The organism is Sphingomonas sp. BK580, assembly GCF_014194975.1.
Taxonomy (GTDB): Bacteria; Pseudomonadota; Alphaproteobacteria; order Sphingomonadales; family Sphingomonadaceae; genus Sphingomonas.
Window position 1 is genome coordinate 617,269 of the sequence record NZ_JACIAY010000002.1, and the last position, 21,505, is coordinate 638,773.

Sequence of the window (21,505 nt, forward strand, 5' to 3'; positions counted from 1 at the left end):
GCCGCCGCTTCCCGCGGTGCCGGCGCCCGGAGCGAAGCGCGGCGCCGTAGCCAGAGTTTCCGCCCCATGCACGCCTACCGCTCCCACACCTGCGCCGCGCTGACCGCCGACGACGCGGGCCAGACCGTCCGCCTCTCGGGCTGGGTGCACCGCAAGCGCGACCACGGCGGCGTGCTCTTCGTCGACCTGCGCGATCACTACGGCGTCACGCAGATCGTCGCCGACAGCGACTCGCCCGCGCTGACGCTGCTCGAGGGCGTGCGCGTCGAATCGGTGGTGACGATCGACGGCGAGGTGAAGCGGCGGAGCGAGGCGACGGTGAACGGCGCGCTCGCGACCGGCGAGATCGAGGTCTATGCGCGCGCGGCGACGGTGCAGAGCGCCGCGGCCGAGCTGCCGATGCCCGTCTTCGGCGACGCCGAGTATCCGGAGGAGATCCGGCTGCGCAACCGCTACCTCGACCTGCGCCGCGACAAGCTCCACGCCAACATCATGCTGCGCTCCAGCGTGATCGCCTCGATCCGGCGCCGCATGGTGGCGCAGGGCTTCACCGAGTTCCAGACGCCGATCCTGACCGCCTCGTCGCCGGAGGGCGCGCGCGACTATCTGGTGCCGAGCCGCGTCCATCCGGGCAAGTTCTACGCGCTGCCGCAGGCGCCGCAGATGTTCAAGCAGCTGCTGATGGTGGCGGGCTTCGACCGTTACTTCCAGATCGCGCCCTGCTTCCGCGACGAGGACGCGCGCGCCGACCGCAGCCCGGGCGAGTTCTACCAGCTCGATTTCGAGATGAGCTTCGTCACGCAGGACGACGTCTTCGCCGCGATCGAGCCCGTGCTCCACGGCGTGTTCGAGGAGTTCGCGGACTGGCAGGGCAAGGGGCGCACCGTCTCGGCGCTGCCGTTCCGCCGCATCCCGTACCGCGAGTCGATGCTCAAGTACGGCAACGACAAGCCCGACCTGCGCAACCCGCTGATCATCAGCGACGTCGGCGCGCAGTTCGTCGGCTCGGGCTTCGGCCGCTTCGCCGCGATCGTCGAGGCGGGCGACGTGGTGCGCGCGATCCCGGCGCCCAATACCGCCGACAGAAGCCGCAAGTTCTTCGACGACATGAACGCCTGGGCGCAGGCCGAGGGCTATGCCGGACTCGGCTACGCCACCCGCAAGGCGGGCGAGTGGGGCGGCCCGATCGCCAAGAACCACGGCGAGGAGAAGATGAACGCGCTCGCCGACGCGCTCGGGCTCGGGCCGGACGACGGGCTGTTCTTCGCCGCCGGCAAGGAGGCGCAGGCGGCCAAGCTCGCCGGGCTCGCACGCACCCGCGTCGCCGACCAGCTCGGGCTGATCGACACGTCGCGCTTCGAGTTCTGCTGGATCGTCGACTTCCCGATGTTCGAGTATGACGAGGACAACAAGAAGGTTGACTTCAGCCACAATCCCTTCTCGATGCCGCAGGGCGAGCTGGAGGCGCTGGAGACCAAGGACCCGCTCGACATCCTCGCCTATCAGTATGACATCGTCTGCAACGGCATCGAGCTGTCGTCGGGCGCGATCCGGAACCACCGCCCCGACATCATGTACAAGGCGTTCGAGATCGCGGGCTATACCAGGGCCGACGTCGACACCAACTTCGCGGGCATGATCAACGCCTTCAAGTTCGGCGCGCCGCCGCACGGCGGGTCGGCGCCGGGGATCGACCGGATCGTGATGCTGCTCGCCGACGAGCCCAACATCCGCGAGGTGATCGTCTTCCCGATGACGCAGAAGGCCGAGGACCTGATGATGGGCGCGCCGAGCTTCGTCTCGGCCAAGCAGCTCAAGGAGCTGAACATCAAGGTCACCGCCGAGCTGCCGAAGGACAAGGACGCGCTGGTGGCGCCCGCGGCGGGCTGAGGGGAGTAGGGTAGGAGGTGGTCGCCTCACCTTTACGCGCCACCCCGGCGAACGCCGGGGTGCAGTAGGGGGACGTTGGTGGGTCTCACCACGGCCTTCCCAACCGGACCCCGTCGTTCGCCGGGGTAGATAGAGGTGCGTTGAAGGGTAACGGGGCGCCCGCTCCCGCGAGCGCCCCAGCCTCCTCACGCCGGCTCGAAGTGGCCGTCGTCCTGCAGCACGCGCAGCTTGCCGTCGGCGATCGCGAAGACCGCGCCGTGCAGCCGCAGCTTGCCCGCCTCGACTCGCTCCTGCACGAACGGGAAGGTCATCAGGTTGGCGAGTGAGACCTTGACGCCCTCCTGCTCCAGCGCGGTCTGACCTTCGGCGCCCTGGCCGTGCTCGTGGATCACCTTCTCGCGCGCGTCGTCGAGCAGGTCGATCCACGCCGCGACGAAGCCGCCATGGCCCGGCTCGGCCTGCTTGAGGTCGCCCGACAGCGCCGCCTTGACGCCGCCGCACGCGCCATGCCCGAGCACCAGCACTTCCTCGACCTGGAGCACGGTGACCGCGAACTCGAGCGCGGCCGAGACGCCGTGGCGCCCGCCACCGGTCTCGAACGGCGGCACCAAAGCGGCGACGTTGCGCACGACGAACACCTCGCCCGGGCGGCTGCCGAAGATGGTCGCGGGATCGACGCGACTGTCCGAGCAGGCGATCACCATCACCTTGGGCGACTGGCCGGCGGCCAGCTCGGTCCAGCGCTCGCGTTCCTCCAGCCACTCGTTACCGCGAAAGCGGTAGTAGCCGTCGATCATATCGTGGAACTTGCTCATTCGTCAGTTACCCTTCCGTTGTTTCGAAGACTGCCAGCCGCTATCTGCGACGGCATGAACGAGATGACTCCGCTTCCGGCTCCGGCGCGCCAGCGCAAACCCGACTGGATCCGCGTCAAGGCGCCCACCAGCGAGGGCTTCGCCGCCACGCGCGCGCTGATGCGCTCGAAGAGCCTCACCACCGTGTGCGAGGAGGCCGCCTGCCCGAACATCGGGGAGTGCTGGACCAAGAAGCACGCGACCGTGATGATCCTGGGCGACACCTGCACGCGCGCCTGCGCCTTCTGCAACGTCAAGACGGGCATGCCGCGCGCGGTCGACCCGATGGAGCCGCAGAACGTCGCCGACGCCGCCGCGCAGATGGGCCTGGAGCATATCGTCGTCACCTCCGTCGACCGCGACGACCTGCCCGATGGCGGCGCGCGGCAGTTCGTACGGGTGATCGAGGCGATCCGCCGCACCAACCCGACGACGACGATCGAGATCCTCACACCCGATTTCCGCAACAAGCACGAAGCCGCGGTGGAGGCCATCGTCGCGGCGCGTCCAGACGTGTATAATCACAATCTGGAAACCGTGCCGCGGCTCTACCCGACGATCCGTCCGGGGGCGCGCTACTACGCCTCGATCCGGCTGCTCGAGAGTGTCAAGAAGCTCGACCCGTCGATCTTCACCAAGTCGGGCATCATGCTCGGGCTCGGCGAGGAGCGGCTCGAGGTCCACCAGGTGATGGACGACATGCGCTCGGCCGACATCGATTTCCTGACGATGGGCCAGTATCTCCAGCCCACGCCGCGCCATGCCAAGGTGGCCGAGTTCGTGCCCCCCAAGGCGTTCGACGCTTATGCCGCGATCGCGCGTGCCAAGGGCTTCCTGCTGGTGGCGTCGTCGCCGCTGACGCGGTCGAGCTACCACGCCGGCGACGATTTCGCGAAGATGCGGGCAGCGCGCGAGGCCAAGCTTGCCCAAGCATAGCGAGACCCGCCGGCTGCCCTACAGCCCCGAGCAGATGTTCGACCTGGTGGCGGACGTGCGCCGCTACCCGGAGTTCCTGCCCTGGGTCACCGCGATGCGTGTGCGCCGCGACGGCGATACCGAGACGCTGGCGGACATGATCGTCGGCTTCAAGGGACTGCGCGAGACCTTCACGTCGAAGGTGGCGAAGGCGCGGCCGGACACGATCCGCGTCGAGTACGTCGACGGGCCGCTGAAGTACCTCCACAACGACTGGCGCTTCCGTCCCGACGGCGAGGGCGGCTCGCTGGTCGACTTCACCGTCGACTTCGCCTTCAAGAACCGGATGTTCGAGATGCTCGCGGGGCAGGTGTTCGGCGTCGCGCTGCGCAAGATGATCGGCGCCTTCGAGGAGCGTGCGTGCGCGCTCTACGGCGACTCGGTCGCAGGCTCCTCGTCGGGCTCGGGCAGCAGCAGCTCCAGCGCGCACAGCGCCGCCTGAAGCCGCACCCCGGCGCGGCCGAGGTCGCCGAAGAAGCGCTTGTCGGCGACGACGTTGGCGGGATCTCCCGCGCGCTCGGCGCGAGCGAACACCACGGTGCCGACCGGCTTCTTCTCGGTCCCGCCGCCCGGACCCGCGACCCCGGTGATCGCCACGGCGACATCGGCCGCGGACTGCGCCAGCGCACCCTGCGCCATGCTCCACGCCACCGCGATCGACACCGCCCCGAACGTGTCGAGCACGTCGCCGCTGACGCGCAACTGGCGCTGCTTCGCCTCGTTCGAATATGTGATGAAGCCGGCGTCGAACACGTCGGACGAACCCGCGATCTCGGTCAGCGCGGCGGAGACGAGGCCGCCGGTGCAGCTCTCCGCCACCGCGACGCGGCGCTTGGCAGCGCGGTTCGCGTCGATCACGCGACGTGCCGCCTCGACCAGCTGCTGGGGGAGGACCTCCTCGCTCACGGCTGGGCCGCCGCGGCGCAGACCGGCAGATCGGGGATGGCGTCGCGCTTGCCCTTGGTCTTCTCGGCCTTGAGATATTGCAGCGTCGCGACGACGATGGCCGCGGTATTGCGCGCCGGCAGCGGCTCGAGCAGCGTCACCAGCCGGTCGAGCGTCGCGCAGTCGCCGGGCTGGATCCGCCCGGTGATCTGCGGCGCGAAGAGCGAGGTCAGCATCGGGCGCGCATAGTCGCTCAGCAGCAGCAGTTCCACCGCCGGGTCGCTGAGCTTGGCGATCGCGGTACGCGCCGCGGGCCAGGCGCGGTCGGCCTCGCGATCATATTTCTGGAGCAGCGCACTGTCCGACTTCCGCAGCAGGCTGGAGGCCGGCAGCGCGGCGCAGACGCGGCCGGCATCGCGGATGATCTCAGGCATGGCGACCAGCGCGATCGACTCGGCGTCGGTGCTCGAGAGGCAGCGCTCCTGCGCCGCGGCGGGCGGCGCGGCGAGGAGCGCGACCGCGGCCAGCGCCGCGGCGAGCGAGGGGAGGCGGCTCATGCGCTCAGCTCGGCGGGCAGAAGCACGGTCGCGACCGCCTGCGCCGCGATGCCCTCGCCACGTCCGGTGAAGCCGAGTCGTTCGGTGGTGGTCGCTTTCACGCTGACCCGATCGGTCGACAGGCCGAGAAGTTCCGCGATGCGCCGCTGCATCGCCGCGCGGTGCGGGCCGATCTTGGGGGCCTCGCACATCAGCGTGAGGTCCACGAAGGTGACACGCCCGCCGCGCGCCTCGACCAGCGAGCGCGCGTGCGCGAGGAACTGTCCCGATTCGGCACCGCGCCAGCGCGGATCGTTCGGCGGAAAGTGCGTGCCGATGTCGCCTGCCGCGATCGCGCCGAGCACCGCGTCGGTGATGGCGTGGAGCGCGACGTCGGCGTCGCTGTGGCCGGAGAGACCCTGGTGGTGCGGGACCAGCACGCCGCCGAGCCACAGCTCCTCGCCGTCCTCGAGCCGGTGCACGTCGAAGCCGCTGGCCGAGCGGGTTTCCATGCCGATCCGCGCCGCGGCGGCGGCGAAATCGGCGGGGTAGGTGATCTTGTCGAGCATCATGTCCCCTTCGACCTGTGCCACGCTCAGCCCGAGCGCGCGCACCATCTGCGCGTCGTCGGTGGCCGCGCCGCCCTCCCATGCCGCGTGCGCGCGCGCCAGTGTGGCGGCGTCGAACGCCTGCGGCGTCTGCACGCGCGCGAGTGTCTCCCGCGCTATCGTAGCGCCGTCCGTCGCTACCAGCGTGTCCACGACGGGCAGCACCGGGATCGCGCCGGGCGCGTCGGCCAGCGCGGCGAGCAACCGGTCGACCACTGCGTGCGGCACGAACGGTCGGGCCGCGTCATGCACCAGGACGCGCGTCGCGCCAGCGGCGGCCTGCAGCCCTGCGCGCACCGAGTCGCGGCGCTCGGCGCCTCCGATCACCCAATCTGAGCCGGGCACCGCCGCCGCGATCATGTCCTCCTGCCCTGCGCCGATCACGACGATCACCCGGTCGATGGCGGGATGGGCCGAGAGCGCGGCGTGGCTCCACGCCACCATCGGCCGCCCCGCGACGGGCGCATATTGCTTCGGCGCGGCGCTGCCGCTGCGCGAGCCGCTGCCGGCGGCGACGATGAGGGCGACCGTGGTCATGGCGGCGCGCCCTAGCCGCTCCGCGTCGTCCTTGCCAGAGCGGTGCGCGTCGACTACCTGCCCATTTTTCGAGCAGCAGCGATGAACCAGCCTCTTCCTTCCCGGCTCACGCCGATCCGCATCGGCGAGGTGAGCGTCGACCAGCCGGTCGTGCTCGCGCCGATGACCGGCGTCTCCGACCAGCCGTTCCGTACCCTGGTCCGGCGCTACGGGTCGGGGCTCAACGTCACCGAGATGATCGCGAGCCAGGCGGCGATCCGCGAGACGCGCCAGTCGTTGCAGAAGGCGATGTGGCACGTCTCGGAGGAGCCGGTGTCGATGCAACTGGTCGGCTGCACCCCGCATGAGATGGGCGAGGCGGCGCGGCTGGCGCGCGACAAGGGCGCGGCGATCATCGACATCAACATGGGCTGCCCGGTCCGCAAGGTGACCAACGGCGACGCCGGCTCGGCGCTGATGCGCGACCTCGGGCTCGCCGCGGCGATCGTGAAGGAAGTGGTGCGCGCGGTCGACGCGCCGGTGACGCTCAAGATGCGGATGGGCTGGTGCCACGACAGCCTCAACGCACCCGAGCTCGCGCGCATCGCGGAGGACCTCGGCGTGCGCATGGTCACGGTGCACGGCCGCACCCGCAACCAGATGTACAAGGGCAGCGCCGACTGGGGCTTCGTCCGCCGCGTCAAGGATGCGGTGGCGATCCCCGTGATCGTCAACGGCGACATCTGCGGGATCGACGACGCCGAGACCGCGCTGGCCCAGTCCGGCGCGGACGGTGTGATGATCGGGCGCGGTGCCTATGGCCGGCCGTGGCTGCTCGGCCAGGTGATGCATTGGTTCGCCACCGGCGAACGCCGGCCCGATCCGACGCTCGACAAGCAATACAACGTGATCTCAGAACATTATGAGATGATGTTGAGCCACTATGGTGTCGTCACCGGCGTCAACATGGCGCGCAAGCACATCGGCTGGTACACCAAGGGGATCCACGGCTCGGCCGAGTTCCGCAACGCGGTGAACCAGGAGCCCGACCCCGGGCGCGTCAAGGCGATGCTCGCCGACTTCTACGCCCCGCACCGGATGCGGGACGCCGCGTGAGATCGACGCAGCGCGGGCCGAGCGAGGCCGAGCTGCTCGCCGCGCTGCCGGTGGCGGTGCTGGTGGTGGATCCCGAGGATCGCGTCGAGCGCGCCAACGCCGAGGCAGAGACCCTGCTCAACCTCTCCGAGCGAGCGATGCGCGGGCAGACCGTCGCCGAGCTGCTCGGCGTGGCCGACGCGGAGACGCGTCGCGCCGGCCACGCCTTCGCCGCCTTCGACGTCGAGGTGGAGACGCGCGGCGGTGCCCGCGTCCGCGTCGACCTGGTCGAGGCGGCGGTGGTCGACCAGCCCGGCTGGCGCACGATCACGCTCCACCATGCCGCCGCCTCGCGCCGGCTCGGCGTCTCGGGCGACCGCGCCGCGGCGGCGCGCGCCGCGGTCGGCGCCGCGGCGATGCTGGCGCACGAGATCAAGAACCCGCTGTCGAGCATCCGCGGCGCAGCGCAGCTGATCGCCGACGGCGCGGCGCCCGACGAGCTCACCGCGCTGGTCATCACCGAGGTCGACCGGATCGCCGCGCTGATCGATCATATGGAGGATTTCACCGACACCCGCCCGCGCGAGGTGGCGTCGCTGAACATCTACCCGCTGCTGGCGCACGCGCGAGGCGTCGCCTTGGCCGGGTTCGCGCGCGATATCCCGATCGACGAGCGCTACGATCCCTCGCTGCCGCCGGTGCTCGGCAACCGCGACGCGCTGCTCCAGGTGGTGCTCAACCTGCTCAAGAACGCCGCCGCGGCGCTGGGCGAGCGCGGCGAACGGCGGATCACGCTCACCACCGCCTATCGCCACGGCATCACCGTGGCGACGGGCAAGGGGCGGGAGCGAGTCGCGCTGCCCATCGAGCTGTGCGTGATCGACACCGGGCCGGGTGCGCCCGACGACATCGCCGACCATCTCTTCGATCCGTTCGTGTCGGGGCGCCCGGAGGGGAAGGGGTTGGGGCTGGCGCTGGTCGACAAGCTGGTGCGTGACATGGGTGGGATCGTGCAATATGCGCGCGAGGGCCAGCCGCATCACACCGTCTTCCGCCTGCTGCTGCCGCGCGCGTCGTGACCGGCGGTCGTATCCTGATCGTCGACGACGACGACGCGGTGCGCACCGTGGTCGCGCACGCGCTGCGCCGCGCCGGCCACTCGGTCCGCACCGCTGCCAGCCTCGCCGACATGGCGCGCGAGCTGCGCACCCACCCGCCCGACGTGCTGGTGACCGACGTGGTGCTACCCGACGGCGACGGCATCGACCATGCCGGCCGGCTCGCGACCGAGCGCCCCGACATGCCCGTCATCGTGCTCTCCGCCCGTAATACGCTGACCACCGCGGTGCGCGCCACCGAGGCGGGCGCCTACGACTATCTCCCCAAGCCGTTTGACCTGGATACGCTGACGCGCACCGTCGCGGCGGCGCTCAAGCGCGGCGGCGCAGCGGCGGAGGATCGTGCGGTCGAGGAGGAGCAGCTGCCGCTGATCGGTCGCTCGCCCGCGATGCAGGACGTGTACCGCGTCATCGCGCGCGTGATCTCGAACGACCTCACCGTGCTGGTCTCGGGCGAGTCGGGCACGGGCAAGGAACTGGTCGCGCGCGCGATCCACGACCTCGGCGCGCGCCGTGCCGCGCCGTTCGTGCCGATCAACATGGCGGCGATCCCGCGCGAGCTGATCGAGGCCGAGCTGTTCGGGCACGAGCGGGGCGCGTTCACGGGTGCGGCACAGCGCAGCGCCGGCCGCTTCGAGCAGGCCGCGGGGGGCACGCTGTTCCTCGACGAGATCGGCGACATGCCGATCGAGGCGCAGACCCGGCTGCTGCGCGTGCTCCAGTCGGGCGAGTTCACCACCGTGGGAGGCGCGCGCACGATCCGCGCCGATGTCCGCATCGTCGCCGCCACCAACCGCGACCTGCAGCAGGCGGTCGCCGGCGGGCAGTTCCGCGAGGACCTCTATTACCGCCTCAACGTCGTCCCGATCGCGCTGCCCGCCTTGCGCGAGCGGCGCGGCGACGTCGCCGAGCTGGCGCGCCATTTCCTCGACCGCGCCGCCGAGGCGGGACTGCCGCGCAAGACCCTCGCCGCCGAGGCGGTCGCCGCCCTGGAGGCGCACGACTGGCCCGGCAACGTGCGCGAGCTCGAGAACCTGATGCGGCGTCTCGCCGCTCTGTCGCGCGACGATCGCATCGGCGCGGCGGAGGTGATGGCGACGATCGGCGCGGTTCCCACATCGGCCGAGGCGCTGCCCGACCCGGGCATCGAGGCGGCGGTCAAAGCGATGATCGAGCGGCTCGCGCGCGAGCAGCCGCGCGCGCTCGACGACGGCTCGCTCTACGATCGCGTGATCGGCGCGGTCGAGCGGCCCCTGATCGCGGCGATGCTGGCGCGCCACGGCGGCAACCAGCTACGCGCCGCCCGCGCCATCGGGCTCAACCGCAACACGCTGCGCAAGCGGCTCGACGCCTTGGGGATCAGCCCGGGCGCGCGGTCGGCGGGATCGGACGAAGGGTAAGATCCCGAAATATGTGTTCTCTGTGCAACACCGATGTTGTAGCGGGGGAGCGATGATCGCGGGAGTCCCTCCCTCTTCCTCTAGCACGTCGTCCGCTCGCCGGCGCCCGACGGTGACGCCGGCGCTGGAGCTCGCGGTGCTGGCGGTGGCAGTCGCGATCGGCGTCGGCAGCTATTTCACGGTGCGCAGTGAGGGCGGTCCGGCCGCGCTGCTGGCGCCCCCGGTCGTCGCGCTGCTGCTCGTGGCCAATCTCGTCGCCGGCATCGCGCTGATGATCCTGCTGGGCCGACGGATCGCGCTCAACCGCGCGGCGCGCTCACCGGTCGGCGGAGAAGGAAGGCTTCACGTCCGGCTGGTGCTGCTCTTCTCGCTCGTCGCCGCGGTGCCGGCGCTGCTCGTCACGATCTTCGCCTCGCTGTTGTTCCAATACGGTGTCCAATTCTGGTACTCCGACCGCGCGCGCGGCATGTTCGAGAACGCCGCCTCGGTGGCGCAGGAGAGCTATCGCAACGAATCGGATCGCGTCGGTCGCGAGACGATGACGATGGCGGGCGATCTCGCGGATTATCTCCGCGCCGACCCGATCGAGAGCAAGCGCTTCGCCGCCGGGCTCGCCTATCAGCTGTACCTGCGCAACCTGTCCGAGGCGCTGATCGTCCAGCGCGGGCAGGACGGCGAGCTGCGCACGCGCGCGCTGGTCAACCCGTACGATCGTCAGCTCGAGCGCGTCGTCACCAAGCCGATGGTGGACCAGATCGAGGGCGGCGCCGCCTCGGTGGTGGTGCGCTCGGGCGACCGCGTGGGTGTGCTGACCCGGCTCGACTACCAGCCGCACACCTATCTCTACTCGGCACGCGTGTTCGACCCGCAGCTCGCCAACCAGCTCAACCGCGGCGCCGCGGTGCTCAACGACTATCGCCAGCTGATCGCGCGCGCGCGTTCGCTCCAGCTCCAGTTCAACGCCGCGCTGCTGATCGTCTCACTGCTGATCGTCGGCGTCGCGGTGTGGATCGCGCTGGCGGTGGCGGACCGGCTGGTGCGCCCGGTCGGTGAGCTGGTCGACGCCGCGCGTCGGGTCGGGGAGGGTGACCTGTCCGCGCGCGTGCCAGAGACGCCGGCGCGCGACGAGGTCGGCACGCTCGCGAACGCCTTCAACAGCATGACCGCGCGGCTCGAGACGCAGAACACCGCGCTGGTCACCGCCAACACGCAGCTCGAGAACCGCCGCGCGCTGATCGAGGCGGTGATGTCGGGCGTGTCGGCGGGGGTGATCTCGATCGACTCGCAGGACCGCACGATCCGGCTGGTCAACAGCTCGGCGCAGACTTTGCTGGGGCTCGACGCGCCACCGGTCGGCCGCGTGCTGCGCGCGGTCGCGCCCGAGCTCGACGCGATGCTCGACCAGGGCGCGCGCGAGGCGAACGTCCAGCACAATGTCCAGGGCGAGATGCGCACCTTCGCGGCGCGGATCGCGCGCGACGGCACCGGGCCGATCATCACCTTCGACGATATCACGCAGCAGCTGACCGACCAGCGCCGCGCCGCCTGGGCCGACGTGGCGCGCCGCATCGCGCACGAGATCAAGAACCCGCTCACCCCGATCCAGCTCGCCGCCGAACGACTCCAGCGCCGCTACGGCAGCAAGATCGAGGCGGGCGACACCACCTTCGCGCGGCTGACCGACACGATCGTCCGCCAGGTCGGCGACCTGCGCCGCATGGTCGACGAATTCTCCTCCTTCGCGCGCATGCCCAAGCCCGTGTTCCGCGAGGAAGCGCTGGTCGACATCGCGCGCCAGACGATGTTCCTCCACGAGGTCGCGCATCCCGGGATCCGCTTCGTGCTCGATCACGACGAGCCCGCGCCGACCCTGGTGTGCGACCGTCGCCAGATCGGCCAGGCGCTCACCAACATCGTCAAGAACGCGGTCGAGGCGGTCGAGGCCGCCGACGTCAGCGAGGGCGCGGTGACGATGGCGCTGCGCGAGGTCGAGGGCCGCGTCGTGATCGAGGTGGCCGACACCGGCGTCGGCCTGCCGCTCGAGCGCGACCGCATCGTCGAGCCCTACATGACGACGCGTGCGCGCGGCACCGGCCTGGGGCTCGCGATCGTCAAGAAGATCGTGGAGGAGCATTTCGGCACGATGACCTTCGCCGATCGCGCCGGCGGCGGCACGGTGGTGACGCTCTCGTTCGACGCGTCGCTGCTTGCCCCGCTCGCCGCCGAGGAAACTCTTCCGCCCGGCGCGGGCTCCACCGACGACGATCGCACGATCGCCGCTTTGACCAGGAATCGGATCTAGACAGCTATGGCGATCGACATCCTTGTCGTGGACGACGAACTCGACATCCGCGAACTCGTGGCCGGCGTGCTCGAGGACGAGGGCTATGAGACCCGCATGGCGGGCGACAGCGACGCCGCGCTGGAGGCGATCGCGACGCGCCGCCCCAGCCTGGTGCTGCTCGACGTGTGGCTGCAGGGCTCGCGGCTCGACGGGCTCGACCTGCTCGAGGAGATCAAGCGCCGCGATCCCTCGATCCCGGTGCTGGTGATCTCGGGCCATGGCACGCTCGACACCGCGGTCGCGGCGATCCGCAAGGGCGCCGCCGATTTCATCGAGAAGCCGTTCCAGGCCGAGCGGCTGCTGCTGATGGTCGAGCGCGCGACCGAGACCGAGCGGCTGCGCGCCGAGGTGGCGAGCCTGCGCGCGGCATCCGGCCGCGGCACCGATCTCACCGGCAGCTCCACGGCGGTGAACGCGGTGCGCGCGACGCTCAAGCGCGTCGCGGGCACGGGCAGCCGCGTGCTGATCGTCGGTCCGGCGGGCGTCGGCAAGGAGGTGGCGGCGCGGCTGCTCCACGGCTGGAGCCAGCGCGCTCATGCCAATTTCGTCATCGTCAGCACCGCGGGCATGAGCCCCGACCGAGTCGAGGAGGAATTGTTCGGGGTCGAGGAGGGGGGCGACCTCGTCCGCACCGGGCTGCTCGAGCAGGCGCATGGCGGTACGCTGTTCCTCGACGAGATCGCGGACATGCCGCAGGCGACTCAGGCACGCATCCTGCGCGTGCTGACCGACCAGAGCTTCACGCGCGTCGGTGGCACGCGCGTGGTCAAGGTCGACGTCCGCGTGGTCTCCGCGACCGCACGCGACCTCTCGCTGGAGATCGCCGAGGGTCGCTTCCGCGAGGACCTCTACTACCGCCTCAACGTGGTGCCGGTGACGATCCCGCCGCTGGCCGAGCGGCGCGAGGACATCCCCGCGCTGGTCGAACATTTCGTCGCGCATTACGCCGCCGAGCGCCGCGTGCCCGTCCCCGAGATCGCCACCGACGCGCTCGTGGCGCTCCAGTCCTACGACTGGCCGGGCAACGTGCGCGAGCTGCGCAACGTGGTGGAGCGGACCATCATCCTCGCTCCCGGCGACCGGATCGGCCGCATCGACCTCGACCTGCTCCCCGCCGAGGTGCTCGGCGGGCACGACGCCGGCCCGGGCGCGACCGCGATCATGGGAGCGCCGCTGCGCGAGGCGCGCGAGACCTTCGAGCGCGAGTATCTGCGCGTCCAGATCCGGCGCTTCTCGGGCAACATCTCGCGCACCGCGAGCTTCATCGGGATGGAGCGTTCGGCGCTGCATCGCAAGCTCAAGCTGCTGGGGATCACCGAGACCCGGGAGGAGTGAGCGGGGCAGGGGGGAATGCCCTGCCGCCGATCACCCCCGACCGTTCGCCTCGGCAGCCGTCGAGCTTGTCGGGAAGTGCCACGAGCATCGACCTCTCGACGGGCGGCCTCTCGGCTTCGCTCGACGCCTGCGCGAGGCGGACGAGGAGGGAGACTGACGCACGCGGCCGATGTGACCGCCACCCCCACCTAGACGCGCCCACGCCGGAACCCTACCTTAGCCCCGCCGCTTACAGCGCGACCTATCCGACGCCGGCAACGGCGCGCCCCGCGGGGAACCTCCCGCCAAGAACAAGGACCTTCTCATGGCCGACAAGCAGACCTCGCTCCAGGACCTGTTCCTCAACGCGCTGCGCAAGTCCAAGACCCCCGTCACGATGTTCCTCGTCAAGGGGGTGAAGCTCCAGGGCATCGTCACCTGGTTCGACAATTTCTCGGTGCTGCTGCGGCGCGACGGCCAGTCGCAGCTGATCTACAAGCACGCCATCTCCACCATCATGCCGGCCGGCCCGATCGACGTCGCAGGCATCGTCGGCCAGCTCGGTGAGGGCGGCAAGAAGCAGCTGTTGCAGGACATCTTCCTTTCCGCGGTGCGCAAGTCGGAGGACCCGGTGACGATGTTCCTCGTCAACGGCGTGATGCTGCAGGGCGCGATCGCGGGCTTCGACCTGTTCTGCATGCTGCTCCAGCGCGACGGCATGTCGCAGCTGGTCTACAAGCATGCCGTGTCGACGATCCAGCCGTCGCGCCCGCTCAATCTGGCCGAGGAGCAGGCCGCGGGCGAGGACGAGTGAGGGCGCGCGCATGAGCACCGGCTTCGAGCGCGACCGCGACGAATTCTCCCGCGGCGCCCGCGCGATCGTGGTCTATCCTGATCTCGGCGGCTCGTCCCGTGACGCCGAGGCGAGGCTGGAGGAGACCGCCGGCCTCGCCGAGGCGATCGGGGTCGTGGTCGTCGATCGCGTCGCGCTGCGCATCCGCACGCCGCGCGCCGCCACACTGATGGGCGCTGGCCAGATCGAGGAGCTCGCCGCGCGCGCGCGGATGGAGGAGGCCGGGCTGGTCGTGGTCGACGGCAGCCTCACCCCGATCCAGCAGCGCAACCTCGAGACCGCGCTCGAGATCAAGGTGATCGACCGCACCGGGCTGATCCTCGAGATCTTCGGCGAGCGCGCCGCGACTGCGGAGGGGCGGCTCCAGGTCGAGCTGGCGCACCTCGACTATCAGTCGGGTCGGCTGGTGCGCAGCTGGACCCACCTCGAGCGCCAGCGCGGTGGCTTCGGCTTCCTCGGCGGCCCGGGCGAGACCCAGATCGAGGCCGACCGCCGGCTGATCCGCGACCGTATGGCGCGGCTGCGGCGCGAGCTGGAGCAGGTGACCCGCACGCGCGGGCTGCACCGCGAGCGGCGCCAGCGCGCGCCCTGGCCCGTGATCGCGCTGGTCGGCTACACCAACGCGGGCAAGTCGACGCTGTTCAACCGGCTCACCGGCGCGCACGTGATGGCCGAGGACCTGCTCTTCGCCACGCTCGACCCGACGCTGCGCCAGATCAGCCTGCCCGGGATCGACAAGGCGATCCTGTCGGACACGGTCGGCTTCGTCTCGGAGCTACCGACCCAGCTGGTGGCGGCGTTCAAGGCGACGCTGGAGGAGGTCGTCTCGGCCGACCTGCTGATCCATGTCCGCGACGTGGCGCATCCCGATACGGCCGCGCAGAAGGCCGACGTCGAGGGCGTGCTCGCCGACGTCGGCGTGAGCGAGACGACGCCGCGGATCGAGGCGTGGAACAAGCTCGACCTGCTCCACGGCGAGGCGCGCACCGAGCTGCTCGACGAGGCGGCGCGGCGCGACGACGTGGTGGCCCTGTCGGCGCTGACCGGGGAGGGGGTGGACGAGCTGGTTCGCCACGTCGCCGACCTGCTGACGCAGGGCCACCAGCGCTACGCCATCGCGCTGGATGCGGGTGACGGCGCGGGGGCGGCGTGGCTTCACGCCAACGGCGAGGTGCTCGACCAGCATGTCGAGGGCGACCGCGTGCGCTACGAAGTGCGGATGGCGCCCGCGGTGCACGAGCGTTTCCTGTCGCGGCAGGGGTGAGGAGTTAACCTTCCTCCAACGAGGGGCCGCCAGTGGGCGGTGCGAGAGGCAGGGGGAATGCCGCGCCGATCAGCCGCCGCGATCCCCCGTCATCCCGCCTTCGCCCGCTGCCACAGCGCCTCTTTCTCCTCAAGGGGCAGCGCCGCGAAGCCCGCGCCACCCGCCGCCTCGATCGCGCGGAAGCGGCGCTCGAACTTGGCGCTGGCCGCGCGCAGCGCCTGCTCCGGGTCGACCCCCAGGTGCCGCGCCCAGTTCACCACCGCGAACAGCAGGTCGCCGATCTCCTCGACGCGCTCGGCCTGGTCGCGCGCCGCCTCCACCTCGGCGAGTTCCTCGTCGACCTTGGCGCGCGATCCGCTCGCGTCGGGCCAGTCGAAGCCGGTGCGTGCCGCGCGCTTCTGCAATTTCTCGGCGCGGATCAGCGCGGGCAGCGCGACCGCGACCCCGTCGAGCGCCCCCGATGCGCCCTTGTCGGCGCGCTCGGCCGCCTTGACCTCCTCCCACAGGTGGTGGCCGCCCTCGGCCCGGTCGCCGAAGATGTGCGGGTGGCGTCGCTCCATCTTGTCGCTGATCGCGGCGGCGACGTCGGCCAGCGCGAAGGCGCCGTCCTCCTCGGCGATGCGGCTGTGGAAGACCACCTGGAGCAGCAGGTCGCCGAGTTCGTCGCGCAGCTCGTCGATCGCACCGCGCTCGATCGCGTCGGCGACCTCATAGGCCTCCTCGATCGTGTAGGGCGCGATCGACGCGAAGGTCTGTGCGCGGTCCCACTCGCAGCCGCCGGTACCGCGCAGCCGCGCCATGATCGCCACCAGCCGCTCGATCTCGGCGCTCGTTCGCTGCTCGCTCATGCGGACGCGCTAGCAGCCGAGGGCGCGCGGGGCCAGCGTCAGCGCGGCGGGCGATGGGCGGCGTCGTTGACCTCGATCCAGTAGCCGTCCGGATCCTGCGTGAAGATCTGGCGGACGCCGTCGGTACGCGTGCGCTTGATCTCGCCGACCTTGCCGGCATAGTCGGTCCAGGTGCGACCGGTCTTCTTCAGATACGCGATCACGGGATCAAGGTCCTTCACCGTCAGCGCGAAATGGATGATGCGCGGGGGCGGGGTGAAGGGCACCTTGATCGCCTGGATGTGCAGCTCGACCCCGTTGCCCAGCCGCATCCAGCGCGGACGGCCCGGCGTGGCGTTGAGCGGCGCCGGTATCTCGCTGAGGCCGAAGGCTTCCTCATAGTAAGCGACGCTGCGCGCCTGATCGGTGACGTTGACCGCGACGTGGTTCATCGTCGCCTGTGCCGATGCCGCGATCGGCACGAGGCCGGCGACCGCGACGAGCGCGGCCAGTGAGAAACGCATCATCCTCTCCTTCTACTTCCCCTCTGTCGCACCGGGGCAGGGGCTCATCACGGCGTTCGTCATGCCGGACTTGATCCGGGATCCATGCCGCCGCGAGAGCAACGGCTCGTGCGTACGCCGCAGCGTGGATCCCGGATCGAGCCCGACGACAACGGGCCGTCGCCGCTGCCGCTGCCAGGCTGACGGCAAGAAGGCATGCCGCGGCGCCGATAGTTTCTTCTGAAGGTTCTCAGCCCGCGACGGCCTGAGCCGGCCTGAGCAGGTCGAGCACCGCCGCTGTCATCGCCGTCGCGCCGGTGGTCACCACCGCGCGCGGATCGACCTTGAACAAGGGCGAGTGGTGCGACGGTACCGGCGGCCCGCCGTTGGCCGCCGCGTCGAACGCCGCCTGCTGCGTGCCGCCGACCGCGAAGTAATAGCCTTTCACGCCGAGCTCGGGTCGGACGAGAGCGGCGAAATCCTCCGCCCCCATGCCCTTCTGCTGGAACGGGATCACCTTGTCGGCGCCGAGCGTCGCCGCCATCACGCCATTGAGCCGGCGCGCCAGCGCGGCGTCGTTGATCGTCGTCGGCGTGCCCTCGATCACCTTGACCACCGGCATCTTGTCCTCCGGCATGCCGTTGAGTTCCCCGATACCGCGGGCGACGCGCTCGATCCCGGCGAGCAGCTGCTTGCGGGTCGCCTCATCGTTCGCGCGAACGGTCACCTGGAGCCTGGCCTCGTCCGAGATGATGTTGTGCTTGAGCCCGGCGTGAAAGCTGCCGACGGTGATCACGCCGGGGCGGAGCGGCTGGCGCTCGCGGCTGATCAGTCCCTGCAAGGCGATGACGAGCTGACTCGCCATATAGACGGGATCCTTGCCGGTGTGCGGGCTCGCGCCGTGCGCGCCGATCCCCGGCACGATGATGTCGACGCTGTCGGACGAGCTGTACTGGATATCCTCCGACGCCGAGACGGTCCCGGCCAGCCCCTCCGAGTTGGAATGGTAGGCCAGCGCGTACTGCGGCTTGGGGAAGCGCGTGTAGAGCCCGTCGCGCAGCATCGCAGAGGCACCGCCGACGCGCTCCTCGGCCGGCTGGACGACGAAGACGACCGTTCCCGCCCAGCGATCCTTGAGCGCCGCGAGCCGGCGCGCGGTGGCGAGCAGCCCGACGATATGCGTGTCGTGCCCGCAGGCGTGCATCACCGGGGCCTCGACCCCGTCGACACCGACCTGGCGCACCTTGCTCGCGTTCGGCAGTCCCGATTTCTCCTCGACCGGCAGCCCGTCCATGTCGGCGCGGACCAGAACCACCGGCCCCGTGCCGTTGCGCAGCACGCCGACGACGCCGGTGCCGCCGACCTTCTCGGTGACCTGCATGCCGGCGACCGCGCGCAGCGCCGCGGCCATCTTCGCCGCGGTGCGCTCTTCCTTGAACGAGAGCTCGGGGTGGCGGTGGAAGTCGTCCCACATGACCCCCAAGCTCTTGTCATAGTCGGCGGCGATCGCGGCGGCATCATCAGGCGCGGCGAGCGCGGGCGTGGCGACGAGCGACAGCGCGGTCGCGGCGAGCAGGTAGCGCATGTGATTTCCCCTTCGCGACCAGCGTAGCGTCAGCGCGCCATGACGCAACGCCGCTCAGCGTCGGGGTGGTCGCGGCGAGAGCCAGCCCCCGTCGGCGAGCCAGTCGTACAGCCGATCGGGCCAGTGGAGGATCGAGAGGCGCTCGGACTCGTCGAGGTTGAAGGCGTGACCGCTGTCCGCGTACATGTGCAGCTCGGCCGAGACGCCGACGCGGCGCAGCTGCTCGTACAAGGCGACGGTCGGTGCGGCGCAGCACTCGTCGCGGCTGCCGGCGACGAGGAAGGCCGGGGGTGCGGTCGCGATCGCCGGCGCGGGCACGCCGCGCGGGCCGGGGAAGACGAGCACCTGGAAGTCGGGCCGGGCGGACAGCGAGTCGATCGCGTCGGTACGCGGCCGCCCCGCCGGCTCGGGATGATCGGCGACCTGGGTGACGAGCTCGCCGCCCGCGGAGAAGCCCATCGCGCCGATCCGCGCCGGGTCGATGCCGTATTCGGCGGCGTGCGCGCGCACCCAGCGGATCGCGCGGCGTGCGTCGTCGGCGGCGTCCCCCTCGACCGTGTAGGTCGAGCCGGGCTCGTTCGCGAGCCGATACTTCAGCACGAAGGCGCTGATCCCGGCGCGGTTGAGCGCGGTCGCCACCTTGGTGCCCTCGTTGGTCCACACCAGCAATTTGTGCCCGCCGCCCGGCAGGATCACGATGGCGGCGCCGTTGCGCTTGGTGGCGGGGGCGGGGAAGGGGATCAGCGACGGATCGTGGATGTTGCGCACCCAATAGTCGCGCGCCACCTCGGCTTCGGCGCGACGGTGGGCGACGCCCGGCGCACCGTTCGGCCACAGCAGGATGCGGTCATAACGCACCGGCCGCTCGGGCGCCGGGTCCTGCGCCGCCGCGCCGCCGACCATCGCCGCCGCCAGCGCGACCACTGCCAGCAGGGCTCTCCCGTTCCGCCGCCGCATCCTAAACCCTCGACTGATTACAGCCTTCTATCAAGCATAGCTAAGGTAACGTGGCAATCGCGGTGCCGCGACTCAGCGCATCACGCCGAGCAGATCGTCGACGCTCCCGGTCGCGAAGGCCGTATGCTCGTCGCCGATCGCGTAGGGCAGCAGGATGCGGCGGCGGTGCAGCAGCGCACCGCAGCTATAGGTGACGTTGGGGACATAGCCGCCGCGCTGCTCTGCGCTCGGGAAGAGCAGCGGGGAAGGGGTGCGCGCCAGCACCTTGCTGGGGTCGTCGCGGTCGAGCAGACAGGCGCCGACGCAATAGCCGCGCACCAGCCCCACGCCGTGGGTGAACACCAGCCAGCCCTCGTCGAGTTCGATCGGCGAGCCGCAATTGCCGATCTGGACGAACTCCCACGGATATTCCGGCCGCATGATGATCTCGCCGCGCTCCCATTGGTGCAGATCGTGGGAGCGGAGCAGCCAGATATTCTCATTGTCCTGCCGCCCCAGCATGATGAACTCGTCGCCGATCCGCCGGGGGAACAGCGCCATGCCCTTGTAACCCGCCATCGCGCCGGTGAGCGGGCGCATCTCGTAGGTGCGCACGTCGATGCCGCGCAGCAGCTCGGCGCGGGCGACGCGGCCGTCGAACGCGGTGTAGGTGCCGATGACGCTCTGCGTGCCGTCGTGATCAGTGAAGCGGACCAGCCGCAGGTCCTCGACGCCGCTGCGCTGGCTTGGCAGGATCGGGAAGATGACGGTCTCGGAGATGTCCTCGCTGTCGTCGGAGCGCAGCCGCACCCAGCCCGCGTCGTCGTCGCGCTCGATCCGCGGCGGTACGCCCTGCGTGCTCGGCGGATCGACGGTGAGCCGGGTGCCGCCGTCCCAACTGCCCGAGCGGAACGTCACCGAGGAGATATGCCCCTCGCCGACGCCGCGCAGCGAGAGCAGGAAGGACACGCGATCGTCGTCCGGATCCTGGTCGGGCACGGCGACGATGGAGGGGTTGAACAGCGCCGCGCTCTCGAACGCATATTCCTGGCTGAAATAGGCGCCGATCAGCAGGCGGTCGCACTCGGCATCGACATGGATCCCGATCGCCTCACGCACCTCGTCGAAGCGCCGCAGGAAGACCTGATCGACGCGGCGGTGACGCGGTCGCATCGCCTCGTGCAGCAGGCGCAGCATGCGCTGGCGCATCGGCAGGTCGAGCGCCATCAGCCGCGACGCGACCGCGCTGGCACGGCTCGGCTTCGCCGCGGCGAACGCCTCGGGATAGTCGAAGCTGAACGGCCGGATCACCGTGCGCGCAGGATCCGGCTGGAGCTCGAGATCGAGCGTGGTGAAGACCTCGGCGGCGTCCATGTCGAGCCCTCATGGTGGTTGCGCAGCCGATAGCGCGCGGAAGGGCGCTAATATCCATCAGGAATGATCGCCGACGAGCGCATCTCTGCCGCTGCCGTGTTGCCGCCAGTTAGAAAAGACACATTCGCTGCCAGATAGAAAAGACACCGCCTCGTGGCAGCGGGGGCAGCGTGGAGCCCCCCAAGCAGCGCAGCGCTGCTCCCGCTGAGAAGGTGACCTGGCGGCTCTTGCGCCCTCGGACCCGCTGCGACAGCAGCGGGCTCGGTAACGCCGGTGGATGCCCGCTTACGCCCAAATTTCAGCCTCGTGAGCGTAATCTCCTCCTCCTGCCTTGTTGCCATTCGTTCAGTAGGTCAGAACCAGCCACGATAATCCCGCGAAGCCAGAGCCGGAGAGAAAACGTGTACACTCCGAGAATGGCCGTAATTCTTGCAACCTTGTTGGTAGCTGTACCCGTATCTGGACAGCCTCCGATCCGCTCATTCGAACGTTACCGCGTCACTTTGCAGGGCGGCGGCCTTGGAGTTGATGTTGACGAAACGGTCCTAATTTCTGTCATACTCGACGATGGCGAGGGGGAGCGGTGGATCGCTGAACGACTACGGCGTGATTACAATTGGTGCGCTGA

Annotated in this window: 18 protein-coding genes and 1 pseudogene; 10 read left to right on the top strand and 9 right to left on the bottom strand. The window is 70.3% G+C overall.

Going from position 1 to position 21,505, the window contains the following annotated elements:
• Positions 1–66: 66 nt before the first annotated feature.
• On the top strand, positions 67–1,890 hold the full coding sequence (gene aspS, locus FHY05_RS06230; protein ID WP_183943491.1) for an aspartate--tRNA ligase: 1,824 nt from the start codon (positions 67–69) through the stop codon (positions 1,888–1,890).
• Positions 1,891–2,075: 185 nt separating this feature from the next.
• Here the strand turns inward: aspS and FHY05_RS06235 are convergent, their stop codons facing one another.
• Positions 2,076–2,705 carry a carbonic anhydrase gene (locus FHY05_RS06235; protein ID WP_183943492.1) on the bottom strand — a complete coding sequence of 210 codons (630 nt, stop codon included), beginning with the start codon at positions 2,703–2,705 and terminating at the stop codon, positions 2,076–2,078.
• A 54-nt stretch (positions 2,706–2,759) separates the two neighbouring features.
• Here FHY05_RS06235 and lipA point away from each other — a divergent pair, with 54 nt between their 5' ends.
• A complete protein-coding gene (gene lipA, locus FHY05_RS06240) occupies positions 2,760–3,680 on the top strand; it encodes a lipoyl synthase (protein WP_183920357.1) in 921 nt (306 codons plus the stop codon).
• Positions 3,667–4,161 (top strand): type II toxin-antitoxin system RatA family toxin, encoded by a 495-nt coding sequence (locus tag FHY05_RS06245; RefSeq protein ID WP_183943493.1) that lies wholly within the window; start codon positions 3,667–3,669, stop codon positions 4,159–4,161. Before lipA ends, FHY05_RS06245 begins: the two co-directional genes overlap by 14 nt.
• Here FHY05_RS06245 and FHY05_RS06250 read toward each other — a convergent pair.
• Genes FHY05_RS06250 through FHY05_RS06260 form a run of 3 tightly spaced genes read right to left on the bottom strand, consistent with a single transcriptional unit; the run spans position 4,089 to position 6,285 of the window.
• Complete coding sequence (locus tag FHY05_RS06250) at positions 4,089–4,625, bottom strand: CinA family protein (RefSeq protein ID WP_183943494.1); 537 nt, start codon at positions 4,623–4,625, stop codon at positions 4,089–4,091. The genes FHY05_RS06245 and FHY05_RS06250 overlap by 73 nt on opposite strands.
• Positions 4,622–5,161 (bottom strand): hypothetical protein, encoded by a 540-nt coding sequence (locus FHY05_RS06255; protein ID WP_183943495.1) that lies wholly within the window; start codon positions 5,159–5,161, stop codon positions 4,622–4,624. Before FHY05_RS06255 ends, FHY05_RS06250 begins: the two co-directional genes overlap by 4 nt.
• Complete coding sequence (locus FHY05_RS06260; protein WP_183943496.1) at positions 5,158–6,285, bottom strand: bifunctional 2-C-methyl-D-erythritol 4-phosphate cytidylyltransferase/2-C-methyl-D-erythritol 2,4-cyclodiphosphate synthase; 1,128 nt, start codon at positions 6,283–6,285, stop codon at positions 5,158–5,160. Before FHY05_RS06260 ends, FHY05_RS06255 begins: the two co-directional genes overlap by 4 nt.
• An 81-nt stretch (positions 6,286–6,366) precedes the next feature.
• Here FHY05_RS06260 and dusB point away from each other — a divergent pair, with 81 nt between their 5' ends.
• The 7 genes and pseudogenes from dusB to hflX all read left to right on the top strand — a co-directional run bounded on the left by dusB (position 6,367) and on the right by hflX (position 15,652).
• Positions 6,367–7,380: a tRNA dihydrouridine synthase DusB gene (dusB, locus tag FHY05_RS06265; protein WP_183943497.1), complete on the top strand. Its 1,014-nt coding sequence runs from the start codon at positions 6,367–6,369 to the stop codon at positions 7,378–7,380.
• Positions 7,377–8,438 (top strand): ATP-binding protein, encoded by a 1,062-nt coding sequence (locus tag FHY05_RS06270; RefSeq protein ID WP_183943498.1) that lies wholly within the window; start codon positions 7,377–7,379, stop codon positions 8,436–8,438. The genes dusB and FHY05_RS06270 overlap by 4 nt, the downstream gene beginning before the upstream one ends.
• Positions 8,435–9,877, top strand: a complete 1,443-nt coding sequence (ntrC, locus tag FHY05_RS06275) for a nitrogen regulation protein NR(I) (RefSeq protein WP_183943499.1) — start codon at positions 8,435–8,437, stop codon at positions 9,875–9,877. Before FHY05_RS06270 ends, ntrC begins: the two co-directional genes overlap by 4 nt.
• Before the next feature lie 52 nt (positions 9,878–9,929).
• The gene (locus FHY05_RS06280) at positions 9,930–12,179 is read left to right on the top strand and encodes an ATP-binding protein (RefSeq protein ID WP_183943500.1); all 2,250 of its coding nucleotides are present in this window, start codon (positions 9,930–9,932) and stop codon (positions 12,177–12,179) included.
• 6 nt (positions 12,180–12,185) lie between these two features.
• Positions 12,186–13,556, top strand: a complete 1,371-nt coding sequence (locus tag FHY05_RS06285; RefSeq protein ID WP_183920375.1) for a sigma-54 dependent transcriptional regulator — start codon at positions 12,186–12,188, stop codon at positions 13,554–13,556.
• 235 nt (positions 13,557–13,791) lie between these two features.
• Positions 13,792–14,349 (top strand): annotated as a pseudogene (hfq, locus tag FHY05_RS06290) (RNA chaperone Hfq); the annotation flags it as partial.
• Between the two features lie 10 nt (positions 14,350–14,359).
• On the top strand, positions 14,360–15,652 hold the full coding sequence (gene hflX / locus FHY05_RS06295; RefSeq protein WP_183943502.1) for a GTPase HflX: 1,293 nt from the start codon (positions 14,360–14,362) through the stop codon (positions 15,650–15,652).
• An 89-nt stretch (positions 15,653–15,741) separates the two neighbouring features.
• Here hflX and mazG read toward each other — a convergent pair whose 3' ends face one another.
• The 5 genes from mazG to FHY05_RS06320 form a co-directional block, all read right to left on the bottom strand.
• Positions 15,742–16,500, bottom strand: coding sequence for a nucleoside triphosphate pyrophosphohydrolase (gene mazG, locus FHY05_RS06300; RefSeq protein WP_183943503.1), 759 nt, complete (start codon positions 16,498–16,500; stop codon positions 15,742–15,744).
• A 38-nt stretch (positions 16,501–16,538) separates the two neighbouring features.
• The gene (locus tag FHY05_RS06305; RefSeq protein WP_183943504.1) at positions 16,539–17,003 is read right to left on the bottom strand and encodes a VOC family protein; all 465 of its coding nucleotides are present in this window, start codon (positions 17,001–17,003) and stop codon (positions 16,539–16,541) included.
• Positions 17,004–17,232: 229 nt separating this feature from the next.
• On the bottom strand, positions 17,233–18,567 hold the full coding sequence (locus FHY05_RS06310; RefSeq protein WP_183943505.1) for an amidohydrolase: 1,335 nt from the start codon (positions 18,565–18,567) through the stop codon (positions 17,233–17,235).
• Between the two features lie 54 nt (positions 18,568–18,621).
• Complete coding sequence (locus FHY05_RS06315; protein WP_183943506.1) at positions 18,622–19,524, bottom strand: alpha/beta hydrolase; 903 nt, start codon at positions 19,522–19,524, stop codon at positions 18,622–18,624.
• A 72-nt stretch (positions 19,525–19,596) separates the two neighbouring features.
• On the bottom strand, positions 19,597–20,877 hold the full coding sequence (locus FHY05_RS06320) for a glycoside hydrolase family 130 protein (protein WP_183943507.1): 1,281 nt from the start codon (positions 20,875–20,877) through the stop codon (positions 19,597–19,599).
• Positions 20,878–21,505: the final 628 nt, after the last annotated feature.